Here is a 26,707-nt window from a genome sequence, read left to right on the forward strand (position 1 = left end):
TTTTATAATCCTACATTGATTCCGATATTATATACCGCCTGAACCGGGTAACCCAAACCGTCACCACCCATTTCAGGATCCCACATTTTAAATTTGCTCCATACCGCAAGATTCAGGGCATTGGTATAAATGCGGATATTGGACATCTTCCAGCGATCTAGGATCTTCTTTGGTACCGTATAACCCAATTCAACAGATTTCAGGCGAAGGAAGGCGCCATTGCGCATCCACCAGGTCGAGAATTGATTATTGTTGTTATTGAATCCATCCGTCAATCGTGGCCAAAACGCACGGATATCCTGATTATCTTCCGACCAGTGACTATCGGCCACCTGTTTTAACAACCCATTTTGATAGGGGCCATTGATGGCGAAAGGTGTGATATTGCCCGGATTGATAAAGAAGGATGAGCGTGCAGAGCCTTGCAGGAAAGCACTGACGTCAAAGCCTTTAAAACCAACAGAGAATCCCATACCGTAGATAATTTCAGGATCCGTTGGAAAACCAATGGGTACTTTGTCCAAATCGGTTATCTTGCCATCGCCGTTAATGTCACGGTATTTGATATCACCGCCCATGGTTTTGAATGTACCACCAAAATTTTGAACCGGTGAGTTATCGGCTTCGATATCATCCACAAATAAGCGTTCGGCGATCAAACCATATTGTTGACCGAGCGGATAGCCCAGATGCGTTAGGTAAGACAAATTAGCCGGGTAATTTGGTTCTTCATTGGTCAATAAGCGATTGGTCGCATAGGTCATATTACCGCGCAACTGTGTCCACCAAGTATTAGCAAACGACTTGTTATAGTCTAATGCCAAATCAAACCCTTTACTTTCTGCTTTTCCTTTATTCGATTGGATAGCGACCTGGTAACCATTGCTAGTCGGAATAGTTGAACGTACCATTAAGATATCACTTCGCTTGGAATTGTAATAGTCAAAGACAACGCCGAATCCGTTTTTAAGATTGAGGTCAAAGCCCGCATCAAATGTTTTGGCGCGCTCCCAGGTAATATTGGGATTAGCATAGCGCGAGACCGAGTAGCCCGGCCGGGTATAGTCCCAAAGGTTGCCCCAGGAAAAGCCTTTCTCACCATCATTTGGATTTACTTGCGACAGATAGAAGAAACGGTCATTGCTATTTCCGATCTGATCGTTACCCACTAAACCATAGGTTGCCCGTAGTTTTAAACGAGATACCACCGGCGTAATAAACTCAAACATCTTCTCTTCCTGGAGATTCCAGCCTACCCCAAAAGAGGGGAAAAAGCCAAATCGTTTATCTTTAGAAAAGCGTTCGGAACCATTGTAACCAAAATTCGCTTCAAAAAGGTATTTATTTTTATACGCATACGTTGCGCGTCCGGACACACCGATATTACGTGCTGGCAGAGAGGCCTGTAAATTGCCCCCATTTGCTGTCTGATAATTGCGCATGATACCGATGAGCATACCCGTGATGTCGTGATCCTTTCCAATGGTCCGGTTATAATTGACCGCAAATTCACCATAAGTCGTTGTATTCTGTATTCTATCGCCTTGACTGTAGTCCAGGTATTCTGTTCCCTGATTTTCATTCAACAAGCTCAATACCGTATTGTTTGTACCCGGTATTTTCAGCAAATTATAGTAGAAGGGTTCAAAGCTTCTGCGAACTGAAAAATACGAGTACCGTTGTGTATAAGCCATCAAGCGCGCCGACAAACCTTTTGTAATAAAATCAAAGTTCTGTTTCAGCTCCAGTTGTACATTGACTGTCGAACTATTGTATTCCTGAAAACCGTTGACCATCTTGGCATAGGGGTTATTGTACAAAGTCTTTGTCGTCGGTATAAAGCTATTTCCGAAGAGCGGATGGGGTGTAAACGGTGCGTAAGAAGCCGGATAGACTGCCGGGAACATCACCGGATTGGACCAGATCGCCTCTTTGAATACCCGTTGACCACCATTGATCAGATTTCCCCAGTCATCATAGCCACCGATAGGTCCTTTATAATCATCAAATTGTGCCGAAGTACGGATAATTCCTATGGTTGTCGGCGTTACATTTAAAGTGATATTGGAACGTATCGAATAATTTTTGAGGTTAATGTTGTTGTCAAAATTATTGCCGCTTTCCGATTTCAAAATTCCCTTATCATTGTTGAACGTACCCGCAACATAATATTGCGCCAGATTTCCACCACCAGTTACATTGAAATTGAAACGTTGGTTGTTGGTATAATCTTTAATCAATTGATCGATCCAGTTATTATTTGGATAAAGCAGCGGATCGTCCCCCCTTGCGGTATGATCGATCTTATTCTGATCATAAGGCAAAGCCCCTTTGGGATTGCGTGTCAATACCGCTTCATTTGCCAGATTCATATAGGTAATGTTATCGGCAAATTGGAAATTTCGTGTATTGGTAGAAATGGAGTTTTCGAAACGTGCATTAAATTTTGCTTTTCCCACGATACCACTTTTGGTATTGACCAACACGACACCATTTGCACCTCTTGCGCCATAGAGTGCCGAAGCAGCAGCATCTTTCAGCACCGAAAAACCAGCAATATCGTCAGGCTGGAGCCTGGCCAAAGCTGTTGTATTGGATTCCATCCCGTCAATCAGGATCAAGGGGTCTTTCTTTCCGGCACCAAAGGTCCCCACACCGCGGATAAAGAAAGAGGCATTATCATTTCCGGGCTCACCGCTTCGCTGATACGCAATCAGTCCAGCTACCCGACCGGCCAGCATGGTAGTCAGGTTGGATGTAGGCCCTTTAATTTCTTTTGGATTGATCGAGGTGATAGAGGCTACCATACTCGTTTTTTTCTGTGTGCCGTATGCGACAACCGTCACTTCATCCAGATTTGAACTTGATGAGGACAGAAAGATGGTCATCCGGTTGGTGCTGGTGACCTGAACAGTCTTGCGGTCGAATCCGACCGAAGTCAGGACAAGCTGATCATTGAGGTGTACATCTTTGATCAGGAACTGTCCCTGTGCATCCGTTGATACAACAGCGCTTTTTCCCACGAAAGCGATTGTAACATTGGAAATGGGTAAATGTCCGACACTATCTAATACAACTCCTCTTAATTCAAACGATTTGGACTGTGCATTGGCAAAGCCCGCCAGCAGAAGAAAAAGGAAGACAAGACTACATCGCTGCCATTTACAGATTCGGTAATACATGTGGTAGATCATAAATTGGTCTTCTTATAGATTGGTTATTGTTTTCTAGTAGAGCCTAGTAATCTATACTATTCTATACTACTATACAATAGTAAAAACATTTTCTGACATGTACAAATATTTTTTTCAATAATCGGTTCACGCTGTGGGGCACAACTATGCTAGCGAACCCCTATTTACTACGAGGAAATAGGAAAAAAATAAAGCGGGATGTACAATCATGGCTGATTATACATCCCGCTTAGTAAATAATTTCAAAAATTTTGATCACAAAAAAAGGTAGGCCTAGCCTACCCTTTTGTCAATGAGTGATGATATTTTAACGTATGATTGAGTGAATGTGCGGTCTGCCGGGCATCGTCCTGATAGGACGATAAATCTTGGCAGGCGCTGATATCTGCTACATCCACCTTGTTTCTTACTTTGCTGATGACCTGATTTAATTCCGATTTCCAGTTGCCCGGATCGCCAAAATCGTCCACCCAATTTTTGTTGATAAACCTTTTATAGTTCAAAAGCAAAATATACAATTCCTCACCACTACCGGCGCGATTGATTGACGTGCGCCAGTTCTCTAATTTTTCTTTAAAACTCATAACCAGCAATATACAAAAAAAATATTGCTTCTCCAAATTAGGAAGCTATCCCTCCCCTTCATTGACCTGAATATGACAGTATCTGTATTTTTTCCTTCTGTAGCACTTTCATTGTCCAGAGAGGACCTTACCTTCCCTATAAAGCAATATCCAGAAAAACTATTATATTTACTGAGCAAGGGTTTAGTACCTATACATTTCCTACAGGGTTAAAGGCATTATTATGCGTTATTTTGATTTTGACGACAGCAAATACGGCTTTCCCTTAGCGATGGATGCCCATCGGTTTGAGGATAATACCGATCTGATTTTTGAGGCTGGTCCGCACACCATCAACTTTTTTGAAATCATGTTTTTTGAACAAGGAAAGGGTGTAGCATATACCAATGAAAAACGCATCGAGTTAACTCCAGGAACCATCTTATTTGCTTCTCCCAATCAGATTAAGCAATGTGACTTTGATAAAAACGGTGTCAAAGGATTTCATTTAATCTTTAAACCCGAGTTTTTGGAATCTTTCTTTCAGGATAAAACACTGGTTTACAAACTACCCTATTTTTACAATTATTCATTTGCTCCTTATATTGTTGCGATGGACAGTGATTTTGAGTTATTCAAATCCATGCTCTCCGAAATTGTTTTTGAAATCGGCGCTTTCCGATCCGACAGTCCCAATATGATCCGCGCATTACTTGCCAGTATTTTACTCCGACTGGATCGACTATTTCGCGCATTTCATCATATAGCCGACGAAAGCACAAATAACAATTTGCTCACTCGATTTAAAATGCTCATGGAAGAGCATGTTAATGCCAACCTGAACTGTAACCAATATGCTAGTTTACTAAAAATACATCGCAATGAGCTGAATCACAAAATCAAAGCCTACACTGGACATAGTCCAATTACCCTCCTCCAACACCGAAAAATACAAGAAATCAAACAGCGGCTTCTATTGGATGAACAGTCTATCGCCCAAATTGCCTTTGAATTTCATTTCAGCGATCCTAATAATCTTTCCCGCTTTTTCAAAAAACTGACGGGCTTATCTCCTTCCGCATACAAGCAGAAAATGCAAAATGATAGTTTTTCATAAACTTGTGATATTTATTCAATGACGCAGCAGGTTACCTTTGCATAGATCGTCATTCCAATCGTGAGGTGACAATCTCCGTTTTAAGATTCATTAGCTGGATACCTGTATGTTATCGAGCCACACAATGGAAAAATATGCTAAAATTACTGTTACTCTCTTGTTCACTGTATGGGCTGTTTACTACTCCACCTTACCGTATTACCGGTCGGTTGGTTGACCATCAGTATAACCCCGTTGGGTATTTTATTATTGAAACCTATGCGTCCAATAAGGAAAGGGAACCCTTGGCTTTATTAGGTCGGGACACTGTTAGAAATAGTAATGGCGAATTTAAAATACAGGTGGTAAAAAAGGGCAGCTATCTCCTGAGGATAGCCGTTCCGGATTACACCGATTATTCCCTGTTTACCACGGTCCAGGATTCCAGCTACTCCTTTCCCGAAATACACTTACAGCCGACCAAATAAGTGTTCTCTATTGAACCTTGTATCCAGCGTTTCGCTGTTAGGCAGGTTAGCTTACCCATAGACCGCATTTTTGCGATCGCATTTGCCTTCTCTAGGGGGATTGCTCGTATTCGCGTAAGGTATGCAAGGGGCCTACGAGCCCCCTTGCTTGCTTATTCTTTGCCTATTCTTTGCCGATTGGTTGCTATTTAATTGCCATTTTAGCACAGAAACAGCGAAAAAACACCAAAGAAACGGCAAAGAAACGGCAAACGAATAGCAAACCATTCTCGAAGCAGATACAAAGAAGCCCCGAAGAATAAGCAAAGAAACGGCAAACAACCACCAATGAACCAGCAGAGGAACAGCAAACCAATCGCCGAACAAGTGCAAGGTAACAGTTCAAAAAAATTTAATTAATGACTAAACTTTACTAGTATTACCGGGTCTCATTAACAAGAGTACAACATGATCATTTGCTTTCAAATTTAACCCGATGCCCTATATGATGACAAAAGTTCCATTTAAAACCATGTTCGTTCTTCTTTTGTTGACTACTGCCACACAGGCTATTTGTGCAAACATTGTGCAACATAACCGTACTACCCTTTTGCTTCAGGATCATCTGGGCGATGGATACAGCAAAATCGGATCACGTGTTTATTATCGCGGTAAAGAAATTCCGAACGCCAATGCCGGTTCATTTCAATTTTTAGGTTCGGGTTATGCAAAGGATACCTGGAAGGTTTATTTTCGAGGAGCAATAATAGCTGATGCAAGTCCATCCACTTTCCAATTCCTGGGAGACGGTTATGCTAGCGATGCCTGGAAAGTTTATTTTTACGGTAAGCCATTATCAAACGCAACAGCGTCTTCCTTCAAGATACTGGGAAATGGTTACAGCAAAGACCCCTGGAAAGTCTACTATTTAGACAAGGAAATTAATGGAGCCAATGCTTCAAGCTTTGAAAATCTTGGCCGTGGTTATGCAAAAGATAATTGGTCGACCTATTATAGGGGCGAAAAGAATGATAAATCTGCTGGTCCTACCACCCAGCCCCTTGGCGGTCAATACGCCAAGGACAATTGGTCTGTTTTTTATAAAAATCAGAAAGTGGAAGAGGCTTCTGCTTCAACCTTTGAATACCTTGATGATGGCTATGCCAAAGATGCCTGGAACCTTTTTTACCGCGGAATCAAAGTCGAGGGCGGCAGCCCCAACTCGTTCAAATTAATCGGAAACGGCTATGCAGCAGATCCCTGGGCAGTTTACTATCAAGGAGTTAAAGTTAAAGGCGCTTCGCCATCTACATTTAAAGCGCTTGGAGGCGGATATGCAAAAGACGCCTGGGCTGTTTTCTATCGCGGCCAGGAGTTAAAGGGAGCAGGTGCTAGCACTTTTGAGTATTTAGACAATGGCTATGCACGGGATGCCTATTCTAAGTTTTACCGGGGAGAAAAATTGCAGTAAATTATTCGATAATAATGTTAATGCCGACCATCTTCGCTTCATATTTAATTTTTTCGATAAGACCATAGTAACTCCAGTTTCGTAACAGGAATTCATTGAACAATAGTCAATCCACTGAAAAATAATATAGCCGCAACAAACTAAGATCAGATAGTAACCATATTCTATCTTTTGACACTGCTTGTTCAGTGATTGTTCAGTGCTCGTTCAGTGCTTGTTCAGTGATTGCTCAGTGTAGACTGAATAAACAATGACTAATTACTGTCTAAAAACTGAATGAATATTGTTTTTTGATATAACTTGGTAGCAGTATGTTTCCGTTGATCTCATAATTATATGCGGTAAATACAAGCATATTTGCCGCAAAAAAAGCGGGGAATAAACCGCTTATTCCCCGCATAAAATATTATTTACATTCATTTAAGGATTAATGACCAAGCTGCTCCCCAGACCAGTCATAAATACAGGCCCAATATTTTGGGCTTTCAGCAGATCGCGATGTTTCGTATCCAGTTTAGGCGCTCCGGCATCTGCGGCAGCCGCAAAAGGATAATTTCCTACAAAGGCACCCAATACCGGGCTGCTACTCGTAGGCTCATAGATACCATCTGTTGTTAACGAATACTGCGGATTCACCCGTGTAAACCCTGCCGGCAGCTGTTGACTTGTCGGCACATCGAAAACAATGTTTCCCTGATAAACAAAATTGACGGGTTGATCGGTAAAGGTCAGCATCGTTGACTGCGCAGATTGGGATACCACATTGTTTGCAATATGTCCATCCGTCGGCGGCAATGTCCGGCTGTTGCCACCTTTACCTGAACCGATATCGAATGACTGCTTACATTTGATCATGGTATTTGCCACAACTTTCACGCGTTTTACCTGAAAGTAACCGCTTAAAGGTGAATTTGGTACACCGTCCATAATGGCTAACGCAGCCTTTTGCCCCGTGCCGGCCATATTCTGGAAGTAATTGTTGTAGACCAAATGATCTTCACCTATGATACGAATACCGCCAGCGGCACTATTTCCATTACCGACAAAATAGTTGCCATAAACGGCTGATCCATTGCCGTGCCGCAGGCATAAGGTTCCCTGGCTTTCGTAGAAATAATTGTTCCGAATGGTATCAGCCCCCATCTTATTGGATATAATTTCCGTTTCGCCGTTACAGCGCTGGAAAATATTATCTTCAATGGTTGTCAGTGCATTTGTCATCGACCAGTCGCTGGTTCCAACGCGGATGGTCTCCCCGCCATTGTCCGGTACCGCAGCACGCTCCCCAAAGAAGTTGTGATCGATCCGGTGTTTCATTGGTTTACTGGTCCCCCATACGACCATGGTCGGTCCCTGATGGGTCTTTCCTTTTAAATAGCAGTGGTCAATACGATGATAGGAACCATTGATGGAAACCCAACGGTAGTCGGTCGTTGCTGCCGGCGGATTATAGTCCACAATCGACGTATTGGTCAGGCGGCAGTTTGAAGAGGAAGAGGTAAAATCCACCACATTTTTGCCTGTCGTATACCCTTCCTGGAATACGAGTCCGTCCACAACTAACCATTGTCCTGTGATACTAACGGATGAGGTACCTTTCATGATAACAGTTCCACGCTGCTCTGCCATCAGCACAATAGGCTGCTGTTTTGTCCCTTGAGCACTGAAGGTCAGTTCCTGATTGGTCCATTGGCCGGACTTCATGATGACCGTGTCTCCGGGCTGCAAGCTCAATGCCTGAAGATCCGCTGCCGACTGAATGGTGTGACATTGCACGCAGGCAATACTGTTTAAAGTGAGTTTTTCGCCTGGAGATTTCTCACAGCTGCTTCCCACCACCAGCAGCAGCAACAGTGAAGCAATAACTGAATTCTTCTTGATCATATTTTAAATTTGTTTTAAAAGGTTCTTTCGTTAAAGTGCTCCCGCAAAAGGGTAAACAGTGGTATTCCCCTTGCTTCCAAAGACATGAACCACACCGTTCGTGACAATATATCCCCCAGATCGATTGGTTGTCTTATTATTAATTTGAATCGGGGCCAAATCGCTGTTGTTGACCAAGCGTAACACCATCAGCCCTTCCTGATCAAAACCTTTGCCCTCATTCATGTACCCCAACAGCGAACTTTTGCTGGCAACAGTATTGGCCGGAAGCATTGTTTTTGCTTTTGTATTTTCAATATTCAGCTTATCAAAATTGTAATTCCCTTCCAGCATGAGATAAAGGAAATAATTACGGACATCATCTTTATTGTAGTCTTCCCATTTTGTCGCCGGTCTCGTAATCGGTTTGCCTGTTCCATCCACTCCCGTCACAATTGGAAAGTCAAAAAACAGGCCTGCTGTCACCTTCTTCGTTTTAGTATCCCAGGTCTTTATCCCGTCATTATGTAAAAAAATAAAGGTTCGATCGTTTTTTTCAAATTCTTCCAAAGGGATACCAGCATATTCTAATCCCTTCCGCATCCATTTGAAAACTGTATCTGTCGGATTTTCTACCGTCTCATACGATCGGTTCTCCAAAAATTTCCGTGCACTGATCCCGATATTAGGATCTAAAGTTTTATGTTGGTAATCGTAATCTTTTTGCAGTTCCAAATCGAAAAGTGAACAACTTGTCATTAATAGACTTACGGCGATGATAGCGCTATAGGTCCATTTGGTCTTAAACATTCTTTTCATGACGCTCTGATTTAAATTCTTCTGTTAATCTGTATATCCCGGGTTTTGAACCAATGATTTATTGGAGTTTAAAACATTCCGGTGAATAGGCCAATACACTCTGTTTGTTGGATCCAGGAATCCGGGTTTTTCTAAATTGCCGGCTTCTTCCTGTCTACGTTTCAAGATGGGGTCCATCACATCCTTCACACGTCCAGTGCGCACCAGATCAAACCACCTTTTCCCCTCACCAAAGAGCTCCAAACGACGTTCATCCAAAATTGCCGTTTCCAACTGGTAGCTTGTAGCAATAGTTGCGTCATTTGCATCATATTGTGGCAGGCGTGCACGCTTGCGTACAAAGTTTAAGTATTTCAGGGCATTGCTCCGATCCCCCAAGCCATTCAACGCTTCGGCATATAAAAGGTACATGTCACTTAAACGGTACATGGTTAAATAAACTGGAAGTGCCTGATTTGTTACAGGCCATGGATCCGCTTTGGTTGGGTTGGCATCCGTAGGATACCATTTGATAAAGCGATCTCGCTTGTTGCTTGGCAATCCAAAATAGACATCCAATGTTTGTTGAGGTCTGATATCAGGACTTGGGGAAGTTGTCGTCTGCGGCTGAAACCAGGTTGCCCACACTCCTTCATCGACTACAATCTGTTTATTGTTGGGAGACCATGATGTCTGCATACAGGCACAGCCATTTTTGAGGTAATCCCAATGGATGCTCCAGATGGTTTCTTTGCTGGAAGTTGGATTGACAAAAATAGTTTTCCAGCTTGCGCCATCCTGTAAATTGGTTTCATTGGTTCCGGCATAGCTCACTCCTGTAGGAGACTTTGTCAAAAACAGGCGTGAGATCCATTTTGTCGCATTTTGATAATCCTTCTTCCACATATACACATCGGACATGATGGCACAGATCCCTGCTCCTCCAATTGTCCATAGGGAGTTTTTCGCATCTTTATCGACCAGGGAATAGGCTTTTTCCAGATCCGGTATAATGACCTCGTTCAATATCTTATCTTTCGATTCACGTGCGCTAGCAGCAGGCTGCTGTACGTCCTCATACGGTTCAAGCCATATCGGAGCATCCCCCCAGACACGGACGAGATAGAAATAACACATGGCTCGAAGGGCATAACACTGCGCGAGATAATCTTTCAGCATCTCCGGGGTAATGCGGCTATCCAATTCCGCTGCCTTTGGAATATACTTGATATTGTTATTAATACGCCCGATGGCGGTATAGAGCCCGCTCCAGTCTGAAAACTGATTGGTTGGCGTAAGGCTATTTAATACGATCTCGTCCACATAGTCTTTCGTGTAACTAATCGCCCGGTCAAAATTATCAGCACGATATTCTCCCCAGTATAGGTATTTTTCGAGATAATTGTCTTTGTTATCCTGATAATTCCCTTTACCAACCATTTCAAGCTGAAAGGAGCTATACATTCCAGCGATTGCGGCCTGCACATCGTATAAGTTTTTATAATGCTGGTCCAGTGCGACTTCGGCCAGCGGTTTCTCTTCCAAAAATTTGTTACAGCCCCCCAATGTAGCTGACAGCAGTAACAGTGCTAAGATCTTTGTTTTCATGTCAAAAATATTTTATCTGTCCCATCCTTCAGACGGAACTTCCCCTAAAAGATATATGCTAAAAATTGATATTTACCCCAAATCCAAACTCCCGTCTCCTCGGATAACGGCCATCGTCCTCTCCCGGTGTCAGCGGATTGTTCGTGCTGAATTCAGGATCGTAGCCCCGATAATTGGTCCATGTCAGCAGGTTGCTGCCATAAACGAAGGCAGTAAGCCCTTTCATTTTCAGCCTATTGATCAACTGAGGATCGAAGGTATAGGCCAGCCGTGCACTTGACAAACGAACAAAAGTCGCATCTTCGATATAGAGGCTATTCTGATTGGTTTTCATATTTCCACGGTTGTTTCGCTCCACATAATTTGGGTATTTGGCCACATCCCCGGGTTTGCGCCATACATTGTAGACCATATCCGGTGAACCTGCCCCCGTATTGGTCGGATAATTTTGGCGTTGCAGCAAAGCATTATAGACTTCACCGCCAAAAGAGCCGTTGAAGAGCACATTTAGCGTAAATCGTTTATATCTAAAAGTCTGCATAAAACCAAAATAGAAATCAGGTGTCGCATTGCCGAGGATCATGCGGTCTTCATCGTTGATCAAGCTGTCTTTCTTATTGTTGAGCCATTCCGCATCGCCGCCTTTTAATTTACCGTCTGGTGCGTAAAGCTGATGCACAGTTCCCTGGTAATCATTGCCGTTAAATGTATAGACTGCTTTTCCATCGCGATACAATGGTTTGCCCTGATCGTCAAGTACCAGTGTCAATTTTTCCCAGTTGTCGTTATAGGCATTGGATTCATCCCAGGCATATACACCCAGATTACGCCAGCCGTAGAAATTACCGATACGGCCACCTTCTTCCGCGTACCATTTATTGCCCGGGAAAAATGGTATTCCATCGGCCAGCTTCACGATCTTACCGCGCTCAAAGGAAATATTGCCGTTTACCTCCCAGCTGAAATCAGGTGTTACGATTGGTTTGGCGCTGATGACAAATTCCATCCCGCGATTGCGAATTGTCCCTAAATTGACATTAACTTTGGCATAGCCTGTTTCCTTGGCCAGCTCTCTTGGATATAGTAGATCCGTAGTCGTCTTGACGTAGTAATCTGCGGTAAACCCCAATCGACCATTTAAGAAAGTCAGATCCAGCCCCACATTGTTCTGCGTGGTTGTTTCCCATTTGATCCTATTATTACCAAAAGTACTGGTCAAAGCAGCTCCACCAACACCGTTATAAGATCCACCAAAGGCCACTTTCGTGTACGATTCGTAATCACCGACTTTATCATTTCCAAGCTGTCCGATGCTGTATCGCAGTTTAGCATCCACCAAAGCCGGTTTGGCCCATTTCATAAAGTCCTCATCCGAGAAACGCCAGGCAGCAGATGCAGACAGGAAGTTCCCCCATTTATTTGTGGCACCAAACCGCGAAGACCCATCCCTTCTGTACGATCCCTGAACGATGTAACGCCCCTTGTAGTTATAGCCGATCCGGCTAAAAACAGAAGCAGAAGCATTGGCCGTTGCTGTGGTATAGGTTTTTGACGGCGTGAGGTAATCTGGAAAAGTCACCAGAACCTCCTCATTTACGCTGTTCATATATTCGGAATGAAAACGGTCATAGCGTCTGCGATCCGAACTGAATCCCAATAAAGCAGTGACATTATGATCCTGCGCAAAAGTTTTATTATAATTCAGATAGGATTGAAACTCCCAGGTAAAGGTCTTATTAAATTCATTTGTTCCGCTATTCTGATCCTTATTTGCCGAGAGAAAACGCGGCGAGAATTGCGTATTCTGCAAGTTGTCCAGCCGTGCGTTAAACAAAGTCGTAAATTTCAGGTCGTCCCTGATCTGATAATCCAATTGGTTGTTAAATTGTCCGGAATAGGTCTCATCGATATTCTTCTCAAACAAAGCGTTGGCGACTGGATTCCGTTTCGAGCCGATATAACTTGTTAGGGAACCGTCAGGATAATAAATCAGTGAATACGCAGGTCGGTCCATGACGACACGGATCGTATTCCCGATCGGAATTGTATTACCTTTCTGCCAGGAAAAGGAAATATTGTTGGAGTACCTCAATTTGGATGAAAACTGATATTCCACATTGATGCGTGACTGCAAACGTTTGGCGTAACTATTCAGGATAATAGATTTATCGTCCAGGTAATTTAAGCTACTGTAGTAGCGGAGATTTTTCTGACCACCGGAAACACTCACCTTAATTTCCTTCTTCTGTGCCAGATTTCCCAATAACAGTCGCTGCAAATCGTTGTCGGAATTGAAACTTGGGTTGATGGAATCCGTATTGGTATTGAGTCCTTGAATATACCTAAAAGCCCTTACCTCTGCCGAGTTGCTTACTGGGATATAATGAGCTAGACGTCCGAAAAGATGATTGTAATTGACATTAACCATGGGTCTCCCTTCGGAACCGCGCTTGGTGGTGATCAGGATAACCCCATTGGCCGCACGCGATCCATAAATAGATGCAGAAGCGGCATCTTTCAGCACCTCGATATTCTCGATATCTGTTGGGTTAATGGTGGCACCGTCTGGGTTAATTACCCCATCGACCAAATATAAAGGACCATTTCCACCATTCAAAGTCGACGTGCCCCGTACCTGGATGGACCCCGTAGCGCCGGGTGCACCACCACCGTCATTGACAATAAGAACACCTGCCGCTTGGCCCTGTAGGGCATCGAAAAGATTGATAGGCTGACGTTCTTCTATTTTCTTTGCGTTGACAGAAGATATGGCACCTGTGAGGTCACGTTTCTTTGCGACACCACCATAACCCGTGACCACAATCTCATCCAGCGCATTGTCGCTATCTTCCAGCGTGACATCCAGTTGCCGCTGGTTACCGACGGCTCGCTCCAGCTCTTTCATGCCCACTTGGCTAAAGACAACCGTACTTGAAGGGGTAACATCCAGCTGATACTTCCCCGCAGCATCAGTACTTGTTCCCTGACTTTTCCCTTTAACGCGAACATTGACTCCTTGCAGGACCTCTCCTTTTTTGTTGGTCACCTTTCCTGAAAGCCGAATGTTTTGCTGGGCGAAGACCGGTAAGCCTATACTCCCCATAGCAAGAAACAGGAAGAGTACAAAGCACCCCATTTTTGTGATACTTTTTATCATAATAAATCAGTTTTTATGGCAATAGCCTACCCTAAGTAGATTATTGATGGCTAAGCCATGCATTTAATAAATTGGTTATTTTTGTAATCAGTTATACCTCAAATATCAGTCAATCCTCAAGGTTAGACAGTGTATTTTTTGGTCTTTTTAGCGGTAAAAAATGGTTTTTAGACCCATAAAACATCTTATATGAATCAAAACAGCATCATTGGTTCATCCACTCAAATCTTACTGTACCAAAATTATCAGGCTTATTTTTACTTGCCGCTGAGATCTCCCCCACCAATTTTCCACCGGCACTTCTTTTAATTTGTATGTTACGCCAAGAATAAGCACCTTTCTCATAATCGAAACTCACACCATCATCATCATACAGGTTATACACTCCTTCCTTTTCGCCATAATGCCGAATGATCAAATTGACTTTTTCTCCTGCTGCAGGTGCATGAAGTCGTGCTGTCGTCATTGGAATGATTCCCCCATCTTTCACATAGACCGGTATCCGATCATCTTCGGGTTTAGCAACGATTTCCTCCCCATTACCGACATAACGGCCCGAATAAAAATCGTACCAGTTGCCTTTGGGCAACAGCACCTTTCTAGTGGACTCTCCCGTAAACAAAGGCGCAACCAATAGATATTCACCACACATATATTGATCTTTCACTTCCTTATTTACCGCTTCCAGATAAGGATTTGTTTCCAGATCCTGATTGCTCAGGCTTGCGTTTGTTTGCCCCTGAAATCCATCTTCCAGTGCCATGGCCCGGAAAGGCGGTGTTCCTTCAAAATGGTATTTTGCAAATTCACTATACAGATATGGCATCAATTCCATCCGCAGCTGCGCATAGTATTTCACTTTGTCGGCCACTTCTGGAAAAGACCAGGGTTTGGTCCCACTAGACCAAGCGTTAATCATCGCCATCGGTGAAAACACGACCGTTTGAAAACGGCGCAGCCACTCCTCTCCAGTTTTGGAACCTCTAACCTCCGGCGTCCATAGCACACCGCAAAAACCACTATTGACCAATGCTGTAATAAAATCCTGATGGCTGTAATAGTCGTTGTAAATAACATAAGGCATATTGTTGGCTCCGGCATTGGATGCCCGTACAAGTCCAAAAGTTCGTTTGTTCTGCTGACGGTACAGACTGTCGGTCAACCTCTGTGCAAGCACGCCATAGGTTTGCCGCATTTGTACCCCACTGATGCCCGATGGAAATTTAGCCATGTCTGGCCACAGGTAGTAGTCGTAACCATCTACTTCGTCAATCTTATAGCCACTGATTCCAATATTGATCTGCGAACGTTTCAGCTGTTCTGCAACAATACGTTTTGCATCTGGGTGATACAGATCCGGAACGGTCCCGTTCCACACAGTATGAGACCCTGTAAAAGGCTCAATTGACTTACTGATAGGAGCATCGGGCGAAACATAGGGGTTTGTCCAGAGGTTTAAACGCACACCTTTGTCGGCCAGTTTCTTTACCAAGGCTGCCGGATCTGGAAAACGTCCAGCATCCCATTCAAATGAACAAGGATAAGCTTTGGATTGCCAACCCGGTTCAAGACCAATAAAATCGAGCGGAAAACCATGTTCTTCAAATTCCGCAGCTTCTTTGATGACGTCATCTGCTGTATATAATTTTTGCACACGCTGTGTAAAACCAAGCCCCCATTTTGGCGGCAATGTGCCACCGCCACAAAAGAGATTATAGCGTTTTATGGCATCGAGCGGGTTGATACCTGCAAACACATAAATTTCGGCACCTGCTGTGGGTACATATACCTCCACAGCATCCGAGTAAGGCCGGGAGTTCCAGCTTTTATCGGTATTGCGATCTTTTACTTCTGCAGGGACTTTGGCATCTTTGCGTACCCCTGTACCAACATAATAGGTTAAATATTGCGCTGAATTGATCAATACACCATATCCTCTGGAAGAGACGTAGAAGGGAACAGGTGCATGAGTGCGCCCATTATCTTTGCCGCCATAATGGTCGACATGCAGGTTAAGAATCTTGCCTCGCTGATGTACCGTCTGAAAATTAAGTCCCAGTCCGAAGATCTGTTCATTCTTTTGCAATGGGAATCGCAGGTAAGTTTTACCATCAATCAGTTCGGCATGCACCTCCATCTTGGGTAAGGGAAAATCAATAGACTGCAGTCGTTCGAGCGTTTCCACTTGAGGAGTCGGCGCTGCTGCTGACAGCAGCGTATATTTATCCGGCTTTCCAAATGTACCTTTCCATACCCCTGGATATTGCTCTTGAAAGCGAAGGCTTTGTGCGGACGCTTTTAAGGCGAGCAATACCAGCAAAATTGTCCATAATCTCATCATAGCTGATTACTTTTTTAGTAAAGCATAAACACACCAGAGTACAGGAGCCTGACCGTGCATATCTCCTGTTTTCTGTTTTCGATCGAGATAATACTGGTAATCATTTTTTCGGTTAGTACCTTCACAGACGTTGCTGATATCGCCATCTTTGTTGATGTAGCCAGTCAAAGCAATCCATGCTTTGCGTGCGATCGGGGTATATTCCTTTGCATCGAGCCAACCATTTTTTATGCCGAGGATAATCGCATAGGTAAACATAGCGGAGCCCGACGTTTCCACCCAAGATTCAGGTTTATCAATGAGCTGGCCCCACAGGCCATCTGGCCGCTGATATTGTTTGAGGCTTGCCATCATTTGGTGATAAGAAGCCAATATTTTGGGCCTATTGGGGTTATCGTGCTGCAATGAAGAGAGCAATTCGCTCATGCCTGCTGCCATCCAGCCATTGCCACGCCCCCAGAAGAAGGGTGCATCAGGGGCATGATAAAAAAGACCATTTTCTTTTTGAATGGTATCGAGGTAGACGGCCATCTCATGTGCTGCCCGGTCGATATACTGCGGATTACCCGTCACTTGAAAAGCTTTGGACTGAATCATGGTAATCATATACATGTCGTCAATCCAGTAGCGGGTTTGCCAAGTCAGGCCTTTATCGAGAAATTTCTGATAGCTGTCTTTTACAACTTGCGGAGAGTCAATCGGAATCGTCCATTGCGCATTTGCAAAACGCATTCCCATCGTCTTGAATTTCTGGTCTTTTGTTTGTAAATAGAGTTCCAGTGGTACCGTTCCAAAGACACAAAAATCTACATGCCAAGGTTTGGGGACCAAGTGTTTTTCGGTGTCAAAAAGTGGCATAAACCGATGCGTCAATTGCTCCAGTAGTTTCTTATTGTTGCTCACTTCGGCATACTTCAATGCCCCATACCAGGTACAGACTTCGGGATAAGTAATTGATTTGGGGGGAGCTGGAGGTTTAAAACTGTTATGGGGACTTGCTACGAAGCGTTGTGCCACCAGATCACCTATTAATTGGGGGTCGGCCTGCGCTGGCCAATTAACCAAGTCCATGCTTTGTGCGAAAGTACAAAGAGACATGCAGACACCAATACCCACGAGTATGGACATACAGAACTTCTTCATCATCAGACGGGTTTATAATTTAGTTATAAACCAAATATCGGAGCGACGGCCTGTTTTTAGGGGGTATATTTTGTTCTTTTAGGTGGATAAATTGGTAATTATAACAGAAAAGGTCAAGATATAATCTTGACCTTTTCTGTTATCTCCTATACTATCTTGATATATACTATCTCATTAAATAAAGGTCATAGCTTGGATAAACTATTACTTGATGTTCGTCCTGAGATACAGTAGTTCCCCATTCTAATACAGATGAATTAGTATATGTTCCCAAATCATAGGATTGAACCCCTGTGGGAATGGTTATATTTAATTGCTGAACAAGCGAATTATTGTGAAAAAGTGCTCCACGAAGAACAAATGGAGAAGTAGGGTAATATGGAGTTGTACCAGTCTGGTCTTTATAGAATTTTGCTTCATATTTAACATCATAATCATTATAATCACAACAAGAACTATAAGATGATCTATCGTCTAGAATAATTGTGCTCAAAGCAACATAAAAGGACGGGGCTTTTAACGGGTAAAGTGTTTTGAGAGCCAAAATATCATTTTGAGTAAACGGCCTATCTACGCCATTAACACAAGCTAACATAAAGGAATTATACTCGGGAATCGTAGGAGTTCCTGGTATATGTACAGCTCCATCAGTTCCAGCCCCTTCATTTGGATTTACATCAGTTTCAGCGCCACAACTAAACACACGATTCATATAATCGGTATGTCTTAAGCCTATACAATGACCAATTTCATGTGCTAATGTTGAAGCAATATCATACCTTATTGTATTATTATTATAGTAGTTGGTATTGACCAAAATACTATTATACGGGGCTCATGATGATTGTGGAAATCCAGCTTTCATAAGGTACTTTTTCGGTGTGCTATTATCTGCCGGAGTAATTCTTATTGAGGCAACATTTGCATTTTGAACCCGAATAAATTTTAGCGCAATGTCTAGATTATTATAACGAGTGATAGCCTGGTCTAACCCACTTCCAAGAACGCTATTTAATGAGGGATCTAAATAGAGAGAAATTGTTTTTGTATAAGAACTGTGATCAATGAAACTAACAATATTTGTAGAACGATATTGTGATTTTTTACCTCCACCTGCTTTTGCAGAATTCAATGAAGCATAAGTACTCAAATCATGTAACTTCACGACTTCAAGTAATTTTCTATTTGAATGAAAATCGATATCCTCTTTAGAGAGAAAAATATCATTTTCAACTATAAAACCACCGTCCTCCTCATAAAAACCCTGCGATAAATCGAAACCCAGTGCTTTAAGTTTTTCAATATAAACATCATTTTGTGATATTTCAATCGAAGTAACATCAGCCTTATTACATGAATGTAATAGCAGAAAGATCCATACGAATGGAATGCATAAAATTCTTTTCATAAAATATAGTCAATTAATTATACACCAAGATAATAAAACCAAGAAAACTATCAATAAACAAATCGTTAATTAATCAAAAACACTTTTCTATTTATGAAAAAAATTAACAAAACAAACTCGGCTTAGGTGTAACTGAATGGTCTATCGAATTTTTTATTCAAGTAAAATGGATTGCGATACTCTCTAAAATACTGCCTATTATTAAATAAAAAAGCCGATCAAATCGATCGGCTTTTCAAGTTTTTAATGTAGTTAGCCTATCATTAATTAAAGATATAACGAATACCTAACTGCATTTGGTATCTGGAATCAATACCTGTATTATTTCTAAAAGTCTGCTCTTTAAGATTTTGGCTAACAGTATAAGTAGGTTTATTGTTAGCCACACCCTGATATTGCATAAAGTTGGTAATATTAGGTGTTTTTGTAACACCCCATTTGCTACTCAATAAATTACCTACATTGATAATATCGAATGAAACTTGCAACCTGTGATTGTCTTTTGTCTTTAATACTTTGGACAATTCTTGCATAATCCGAATATCAAAACGGTTCATCCATGGATATTCAGCACCATTTCTTTCTGCGTATTGGCCTCTTCTTGTACTTAAATATTTATCTTGATTAATATAAGCATCAAGACGTGTCCATTGTGCATCTGCAGTTTCAAGAACTTTCGTTTTATCCTTAGAATCCACAATATCAACTAAAGCGATATCTGCGCGGTCTTTAGGTACATACATTAACACATTTGAAAAACGTCCACTTCCATTAAGAATATCTCCACTAACTGTATAGTTGAATCGTGTTGCACCGAAGGTATCCCCATATGGTCTACCTTCATATACTAAACCTATTCTTGTAGGTAATTGTGGCGTAATATTGAAATTGACATTTACTGCTGCAATTATTCTATTTCTAACCATAAAGCTTGAATAAGCCAATACCGGAGAATTTGGATTGCTTACAATGGCATTACCTGTATACGCAGAGTTTGCTTGAGAACCAGGGTTTGAAGTAATATCTTTAGCGCTGCTATAGGTATAGGCTACCATCGCATCACCATATTTTCCAAAACGTTTTTCCAACTGCGCAGTAAGACTATAAGCATTTCCTTTAGAAGTATTATCTAAAACAATGGCACGTGTAATGGATGGATTGATCTGTCTTGCATTATCAGAAGCTAACCAATACGCTCTCGTGTCTCCTGTACCTGAAAACGTTCCTTTTGGATCTGACAAGTTTGCATCTCTATGGTAAACCTCATTGATCGATTTCGTATAAATCCCCTCTAATGTAGCTTTCATATCCCATGGTAAGCTATATTCAACAGCTAGATTAGATCTCCAAATTTGAGGCATTTTAAAGTCCTTAGAAGTAACGTCAATCTCATAAGTCGCTGGATTTTGTGGATTCGCAGGAATATAAGCTGAAGGATCAGGATTAAACGGTTTATCTGTTGGATTATTAATAAACATATTCCCAAAGGTCATACCAGTTTGGCCAGCTTGGTTAGTCAACCATACTCCCGGGACACCACCAGTAAAAATTCCAGTTCCCCCACGCAATACGAAAGATCTATCTTGTCTGATATCCCAATCAAATCCTGCTCTTGGAGAAACGAGTACACGAGTTTTCGGCAAACGTGAAACGTCAAGTTTTTCTCCATTAGCAAATGTCATCCCCAATACTTTTTCGTTAGTGACGATATCCGTTGTATACACAGGAATATCTGCTCTCACCCCATAGCTCAATTTAAAGTTTGGCTTTACAAACCATTCATCTTGTGCATAAAGTGCTATTGGCATCATACTGAAATCAGCAGACGGACGGCTAACACCAGGAACTACCGAATACGTCAATTGATATAAAGAAGGATTTACAGTTTTATCGCCGTTAGCTGCTGCAATAAAATCGCTCATGCTCTTGTATCTAAACTGACCGTTGATAAATTGAGCAAATGCGTTACTATACTTTTGATAACTTAGGGAACCACCAAATGTAAAAGTGTGTGCTCCAGCAAAAATATTAAAGTTATCAGTGATACTGAATAAATTTTGATCCAATTTATTTAATCCAGAAAATGGTTCCTGTCCAAATGAAATGTAGTTTCCACCACTTCCATTTTCAATATCAACAGTTGGAAAAGCAGTTCCTAGAGGATCTCTAAAATCTCTAAATGCCGAATAAACGACTTGAATCTGATTTGCGTACTTACTATTGAAAGTGGAGTTTAACTCCGCAGTAATGGAATTGATATTGTTGTTTTGACGATAGCGTAGATTGGAGAAAATCATCGAGGTGGTACTTGGTCCACGCCCTTTGTTACTATTGGATCCACTTGGATTAATATCTCTATAAGAATCCAAATGATTATAACGAAGAGTAAACTTATGTTTCTCGTTAATATTCCAGTCAATCTTAGCTGTAATATTATTTGCCTTCTGATCATTATTAAATCCTTCATAAACACCTGGATCGTAGCCATAGTTATCGATCAGAGTTTTCTTTACTAAATCTAAATCAGACGCTTGAACATTTGACTCATTTGCAGCACCAGTACCACGGTTAGCAAGGATATTAGAACCAGGAGTTGTACGCTTAGTTGTCTCACCATTTAAGAAAAAGAATAATTTATTCTTAATGATTGGACCACCAACGCTAAATCCAAGCTGGTTATTTTTATATGATTCTGTTTTTGGCAATTTTTCGCCATCAACTTTATAGCCTTGAAGATCTTGATTTTTGAAATACCAATAAGCAGATCCTGTTACAGTGTTTGTACCGCTTTTGGTAATTGCATTGACTCCAGCTCCAGTAAAACCACCTTGTTTTACATCATAAGGAGAAAGGTTGATCTGAATTGCTTCAATTGCATCCAATGAAAATGGTTGAGCACCAGTTTGACCTCCAGGAAGAGATGATAATCCAAATGCATTGTTCATCTGAGCACCATCCAAAGTTAATGAGTTGAATAAACTATTTCTTCCAGCAAACGAGAAACCGTCTCCTTGTGAGTTCGCTTGAGGATTTAATTTCGTTAAATCTGTAATACTTCTGGAAATGGCCGGCATTTCCTCAATTTTCTTTCTACTTACAATAGTTGAAACACCAGTTTTAGTGGCACCTCTGCGCGCTGTAACCGTAACTTCTTCCAAAGTTGTATTTTTATCTGCAAAAACAGGATTTAATACAAATGGCTGTCCCAATTGTAAGTAGACATCATTATAGATAATAGGGTCTTGTCCAACATAGGTGACTTCAATTTTGTAAGGCCCACCTACACGCATATTGGCTAAGTTGAACCGACCAGCAGCATTTGCCGAACCAGTGTAGACAGTTCCGGATGGAACGTGTGTAGCCTTAATCGTAGCTCCCGAAGTTAAACTGCCGTTTGCTTCTTTTACAATACCTGTAACGCTACTTGTTGTAACCTGAGCTTGTACAGCACCGTAACTAGCCATAACAAGAGCGAAAAAGAGTAAAGATCTTTTCATATAATGTGATTTGTTAAAAAATGTTAAGCAAAATTACTAAGAGATTTCAAATTACAAAGGACTTAATATAAACTTAACACACTAAACCACACATACTTCATGAAATACACACGAAATTTACTATATTAACATACAATTTATCAGCAAAAAAAACGTTGTAACATGTTTTAAACCAGCATTGCACTCCGCACTGTCTGAGCAAAAATAATTTTCCACATCAAATCAGCGAAATTCTTTTGTAACAACATTCTTCCAATCGGAATTTAAGTTTTTGGAAAAAATTAGCTAATTTTCTGTCAATCGAGAATTTTATTAAACAACTCAGTTTTTTGTAGCATTTGAGCTACCGCAAGCCTAATCTTATCAAAAAATCTAAACGATTGTTGTTGCTTAATGGTTTCTTTAAAAACTTATTTCAAAAGCCAAGAACTTTTCAGAAATTCGCACACCTAATAATTTATACTTCATGGAAGACGGTATTCAAAATTCTTCTTTTCAAGAACCCGCAGATATTAAACTATCTCCTGCAGGGCTTTCCTTCTTGGCTTCAGCAGCCAAGTGGGCCAATTTTTTAGCCATTGTCTGTTTTATTTTCATCGGTATCTCTGCCATAACCATGGTCAGTCTCATCTTCGGAGCCAGTGCATTGTCACTCGGTGCCGACGAATATGTCACAGCAGGGGCTTTATCCACATTCGGTGTACTTTATCTTTTATTTCTTGCTTTCTTCTGCCTTCCCATCTATTTCCTCTATAATTTTGGATCTAAAGCAAAAAAAGCAATAGAAAACCGCGACAGTATCCAACTGGAATTATGTTTAGATGCCCTCAAAAAGCACTACAAGTTTATTGGAATCATGGTCATCATCACCATTGCCTTTAATTTTATGGGACTGGTCGTTGGAATAGTGCTTGGTATTAGTGACGCTTTTGCCGGTGTATAATACTGTCCTCAATAAAGCTTATAAAAAAAGCGGAGTATGCTTCTTGACATACTCCGCTTTTCTATTGTATTGACTCCTTATTTTTTATAATATTTCATGGCGTTTGGAATCAATTTCTGAATATCCGCAATCCGTCGTTCATCACTCGGGTGGGTACTCAAAAACTCAGGCTGCCCTTTTTGACTACCCGATGCCATACGTTTCCAGAAATCTACAGCTTCATTGGGATTGTAACCGGCCAAAGCCATAATGATTAAACCTGCTGCATCTGCATCTGATTCATCGCTTCTCGAAAATTTCAGTTGCGCCAAGTTGCCTCCTAATCCATACAGATTGTTAAAAACACCCAGCGTACTGTTACCTGATACACCTGCCGCTGAACCTAAAATTTGTCCACCCAATTGTAGTGCAATCTGATTCGATGCCTGAGCAACAGAGTGCTCCTCAATAGCATGCGCGATCTCGTGCCCCATTACCGTTGCCAAACCTGCTTCTGTGCGTGTTACTGGTAATATTCCCGTATATACCGCGACTTTACCACCAGGCATACACCATGCATTCACGTCATCACTCTTCACCAAATTAAATTCCCAATTGAAGTTAAATTGATTGGCACGACCTGTACTCTGTAAATATTGGTTAACGGCCGTAGCAAGCTTATTACCCACTCGTTTTACCATGGCAGCATCTGCTGTCCCTGTTACTACCTTACTATTATTCTTTGATAAGAAATCTTTATAAGCCAATGCTGCTTGTTGGTTGACTTGATCAGCGCTGACCAATTTCAAATATTTTTTCCCAGTAACAGCTGAAGTTGCACAACCTGACAGCCCCGATGCCAGTGTCACACACGCTAATACCATAGCCGAATACTTAAACATTCCGTTCATATGTATATATTTTCTTTCAATGGCCTTATGGAATATCCAAGCGATGTTTATTGGCATTTCAGCCCTTTCAACATGGATATTTCACAATAAATTATTAAATACCTCTTAGCGGATGCAATTATTGTGCCTATTCTTTTTCCTTCGACTTTTTCTTAAAGAGATAAATCTTGGATTCATGCCCCTTCAATAATCGCTCGATATTCTTTTGATGGGTGATCAACAACAGGATACAGATGGCTATTCCGTAAAGTAAAACAGAAGGTATCGTTGTTTTAAAAATAAATGCCAAACTAAAGGGAAATGCAAATCCTGCAGAAATGGAACCCAGCGACACATAGTGTGTGGTCAACAAAATAATGATAAATACCGATACACAGACCAATGCTGCAGGCGTATGGATGGCGAGAATCATACCACAGAGTGTTGCTACCCCTTTTCCGCCTCTAAATCCAGCGAAAACAGGAAATAAATGCCCTAATACCGCGATAACACCTAATGCCAACTGAAAGTTGACAAATTGTACATCGCTTGTATTTTGCCCCAGCTCTATTAAATAGGCCAAATTTGTTGCCGTCCAACCCTTAAATATATCTACAAACATCACGATCGATCCCGCTTTAGGGCCCAATACGCGAAAAGTGTTAGTTGCTCCTGCATTACCGCTTCCATACTCACGAACATCTACCCCATAAAATGCCTGTCCCAACCAAACTGCTGTAGGTATGGACCCAAACAAATAAGCTAGTAATACTGCAGTTACTAAATAAATCGATATCATTAATTAAATCAGTTCTTATATTAATTTGGCCTTCAGACTAAGATCCAGGCTCCTTACACTGTGTGTCAAAGCACCTACTGAAATATAATCTACCCCAGCCTCCGCATACGATCGAATCGTGTCGAAAGTTATTCCCCCAGAGGCCTCTGTCTTGAATCGATGGTCAATAATCTGAACAGCTTTGGCTACATCTTGCGGCGAAAAATTATCTAACATGATTCGGTCCACTTCGCCAAAGTTAAGAACTTCATCAAGCTCCGCAAAATTTCGGACTTCAATTTCTATTTCTATTGGTTTATTTAGGTTCTTTCTGTAATCATTTGCGCGCTTTAGAGCCGGTACAATACCGCCACTATAGTCCACATGATTGTCCTTAATTAAAATCATATCAAAAAGACCAAAACGATGATTGGTCCCACCCCCTATACGAACGGCTTCTTTCTCCAATACACGCAACAATGGTGTGGTTTTCCGGGTATCCAAAACTTTCGTATCCGTACCTTTGAGAAGGTCTACGTATTTTCGGGTAGTTGTCGCAATGCCACTCATACGTTGCATGACATTTAACACCAAACGCTCTGCCAATAAAATACTTTGAATATTTCCCCTCACATAGAAAGCAATATCACCTACTTTAACCTGACTTCCATCTTGGATAAACACCTCGCAGGCCAACGTATCGTCAATATAGGCAATAATCGCCTGCGCCACTTCAACCCCGGCCAAAATACCGTTATCCTTAACAATCAATTTGGCTTCGCCTTGCGCCCCAGTTTCAATCGTAGAAAGTGAGGTATGATCTCCATCGCCCAAATCCTCCTCGACAGCCTGTTTTACAAAATGGGCCAGATAGTCCTTGATTTCCTTCTCCATAAATACTATTTATTGGGCTAAGATGTGGAATAATTTTTTAATAGAAAAATAGATTTATAAAAAAAACGTGGCTCCGTTTAATTTTTGTCGATTCTCAGCTCTTCAATCGAATGGTTATTATTTCCTACGCCGATCTTAATAAAGACACGGTAATTGGCTTGTTCGGTTGATAATGTAAATGTAAAATATTGATAGCCATTGTTGGCATTGCTGGATTGCGTCAATTTAACAGCTTTGGGTTTATGCTGATTAAAAAATGTACCCAACATGATTTCAGATTGATATTTTGTATAAACGCCATTCTCTCCCAAAATAGACAAGGTTAAGTTTGAACCGAAATATTTGGCCATATTTTTTGCATTACCTTCTTTCAAATACGATTTCAGTTCCTCTGAAATACTTCCTAAAGAATCATCATCACCTGGCAAAGCTACCTTTACCGCTGTATTCACTTCACTTAAATAATGACCAAAGGCCGCAGTGTGTACAAAAAGACTATTAATAAGTATAAATGCGCAATAGCTTAAAAATTTCATATAGCTCAACATATTATAGAACAGCTTCTATCATCCATATCAATCATTAGGTAGTTCCGTTTTTTACCGAACATAAACTAT

17 protein-coding genes and 1 pseudogene are annotated in these 26,707 nt (G+C 41.4%); 4 read left to right on the plus strand and 14 right to left on the minus strand.

All coding sequences use genetic code 11. The features are described from left to right. Positions 1-2: 2 nt before the first annotated feature. Positions 3-3,194, minus strand: coding sequence for a SusC/RagA family TonB-linked outer membrane protein (locus AB1Z56_RS14960; protein ID WP_426789528.1), 3,192 nt, complete (start codon positions 3,192-3,194; stop codon positions 3-5). A 278-nt stretch (positions 3,195-3,472) separates the two neighbouring features. Beyond that, entirely contained in the window at positions 3,473-3,778 is a 306-nt protein-coding gene (locus tag AB1Z56_RS14965) for a hypothetical protein (protein ID WP_426789529.1), read from the minus strand. Positions 3,779-4,001: 223 nt separating this feature from the next. Between AB1Z56_RS14965 and AB1Z56_RS14970 the strand changes: the two genes are divergently transcribed. The 3 genes from AB1Z56_RS14970 (at position 4,002) to AB1Z56_RS14980 (ending at position 6,791) form a co-directional block, all read left to right on the plus strand. After that, complete coding sequence (locus tag AB1Z56_RS14970) at positions 4,002-4,874, plus strand: AraC family transcriptional regulator (RefSeq protein WP_426789530.1); 873 nt, start codon at positions 4,002-4,004, stop codon at positions 4,872-4,874. Between the two features lie 134 nt (positions 4,875-5,008). After that, positions 5,009-5,341 (plus strand): hypothetical protein, encoded by a 333-nt coding sequence (locus tag AB1Z56_RS14975; protein ID WP_394676371.1) that lies wholly within the window; start codon positions 5,009-5,011, stop codon positions 5,339-5,341. Between the two features lie 484 nt (positions 5,342-5,825). Further along, entirely contained in the window at positions 5,826-6,791 is a 966-nt protein-coding gene (locus AB1Z56_RS14980) for a DKNYY domain-containing protein (protein WP_426789531.1), read from the plus strand. Positions 6,792-7,211: 420 nt separating this feature from the next. Here the strand turns inward: AB1Z56_RS14980 and AB1Z56_RS14985 are convergent, their stop codons facing one another. The 8 genes and pseudogenes from AB1Z56_RS14985 to AB1Z56_RS15020 all read right to left on the minus strand — a co-directional run bounded on the left by AB1Z56_RS14985 (position 7,212) and on the right by AB1Z56_RS15020 (position 22,606). Beyond that, positions 7,212-8,675, minus strand: a complete 1,464-nt coding sequence (locus AB1Z56_RS14985) for a polysaccharide lyase 6 family protein (RefSeq protein ID WP_426789532.1) — start codon at positions 8,673-8,675, stop codon at positions 7,212-7,214. A gap of 30 nt (positions 8,676-8,705) precedes the next feature. Continuing rightward, the gene (locus tag AB1Z56_RS14990) at positions 8,706-9,473 is read right to left on the minus strand and encodes a hypothetical protein (RefSeq protein WP_426789533.1); all 768 of its coding nucleotides are present in this window, start codon (positions 9,471-9,473) and stop codon (positions 8,706-8,708) included. A gap of 24 nt (positions 9,474-9,497) precedes the next feature. Then, complete coding sequence (locus AB1Z56_RS14995) at positions 9,498-11,060, minus strand: RagB/SusD family nutrient uptake outer membrane protein (RefSeq protein ID WP_426789534.1); 1,563 nt, start codon at positions 11,058-11,060, stop codon at positions 9,498-9,500. Between the two features lie 58 nt (positions 11,061-11,118). Further along, positions 11,119-14,217, minus strand: a complete 3,099-nt coding sequence (locus AB1Z56_RS15000; protein ID WP_426789535.1) for a SusC/RagA family TonB-linked outer membrane protein — start codon at positions 14,215-14,217, stop codon at positions 11,119-11,121. 205 nt (positions 14,218-14,422) lie between these two features. Next, positions 14,423-16,558, minus strand: coding sequence for a TIM-barrel domain-containing protein (locus tag AB1Z56_RS15005; protein ID WP_426789536.1), 2,136 nt, complete (start codon positions 16,556-16,558; stop codon positions 14,423-14,425). 6 nt (positions 16,559-16,564) lie between these two features. Beyond that, complete coding sequence (locus AB1Z56_RS15010; protein WP_426789537.1) at positions 16,565-17,704, minus strand: glycoside hydrolase family 88/105 protein; 1,140 nt, start codon at positions 17,702-17,704, stop codon at positions 16,565-16,567. A 163-nt stretch (positions 17,705-17,867) separates the two neighbouring features. Next, positions 17,868-19,109: pseudogene (locus AB1Z56_RS15015) on the minus strand (M57 family metalloprotease). 263 nt (positions 19,110-19,372) lie between these two features. Beyond that, complete coding sequence (locus tag AB1Z56_RS15020) at positions 19,373-22,606, minus strand: TonB-dependent receptor (protein WP_426789538.1); 3,234 nt, start codon at positions 22,604-22,606, stop codon at positions 19,373-19,375. A gap of 466 nt (positions 22,607-23,072) precedes the next feature. Between AB1Z56_RS15020 and AB1Z56_RS15025 the strand changes: the two genes are divergently transcribed. Next, positions 23,073-23,549, plus strand: coding sequence for a hypothetical protein (locus AB1Z56_RS15025; RefSeq protein ID WP_309362373.1), 477 nt, complete (start codon positions 23,073-23,075; stop codon positions 23,547-23,549). Positions 23,550-23,626: 77 nt separating this feature from the next. Here AB1Z56_RS15025 and AB1Z56_RS15030 read toward each other — a convergent pair whose 3' ends face one another. The 4 genes from AB1Z56_RS15030 to AB1Z56_RS15045 all read right to left on the minus strand — a co-directional run bounded on the left by AB1Z56_RS15030 (position 23,627) and on the right by AB1Z56_RS15045 (position 26,626). Beyond that, on the minus strand, positions 23,627-24,496 hold the full coding sequence (locus AB1Z56_RS15030) for a M48 family metallopeptidase (RefSeq protein WP_426789539.1): 870 nt from the start codon (positions 24,494-24,496) through the stop codon (positions 23,627-23,629). 70 nt (positions 24,497-24,566) lie between these two features. After that, complete coding sequence (gene plsY, locus AB1Z56_RS15035; RefSeq protein ID WP_145329740.1) at positions 24,567-25,217, minus strand: glycerol-3-phosphate 1-O-acyltransferase PlsY; 651 nt, start codon at positions 25,215-25,217, stop codon at positions 24,567-24,569. A gap of 15 nt (positions 25,218-25,232) precedes the next feature. Beyond that, positions 25,233-26,090, minus strand: a complete 858-nt coding sequence (gene nadC, locus AB1Z56_RS15040) for a carboxylating nicotinate-nucleotide diphosphorylase (RefSeq protein ID WP_426789540.1) — start codon at positions 26,088-26,090, stop codon at positions 25,233-25,235. 77 nt (positions 26,091-26,167) lie between these two features. After that, positions 26,168-26,626 carry a DUF4783 domain-containing protein gene (locus AB1Z56_RS15045; protein ID WP_426789541.1) on the minus strand — a complete coding sequence of 153 codons (459 nt, stop codon included), beginning with the start codon at positions 26,624-26,626 and terminating at the stop codon, positions 26,168-26,170. Positions 26,627-26,707: the final 81 nt, after the last annotated feature.

Source organism: Sphingobacterium sp. WOUb80, from assembly GCF_050058145.1.
GTDB lineage: Bacteria > Bacteroidota > Bacteroidia > Sphingobacteriales > Sphingobacteriaceae > Sphingobacterium.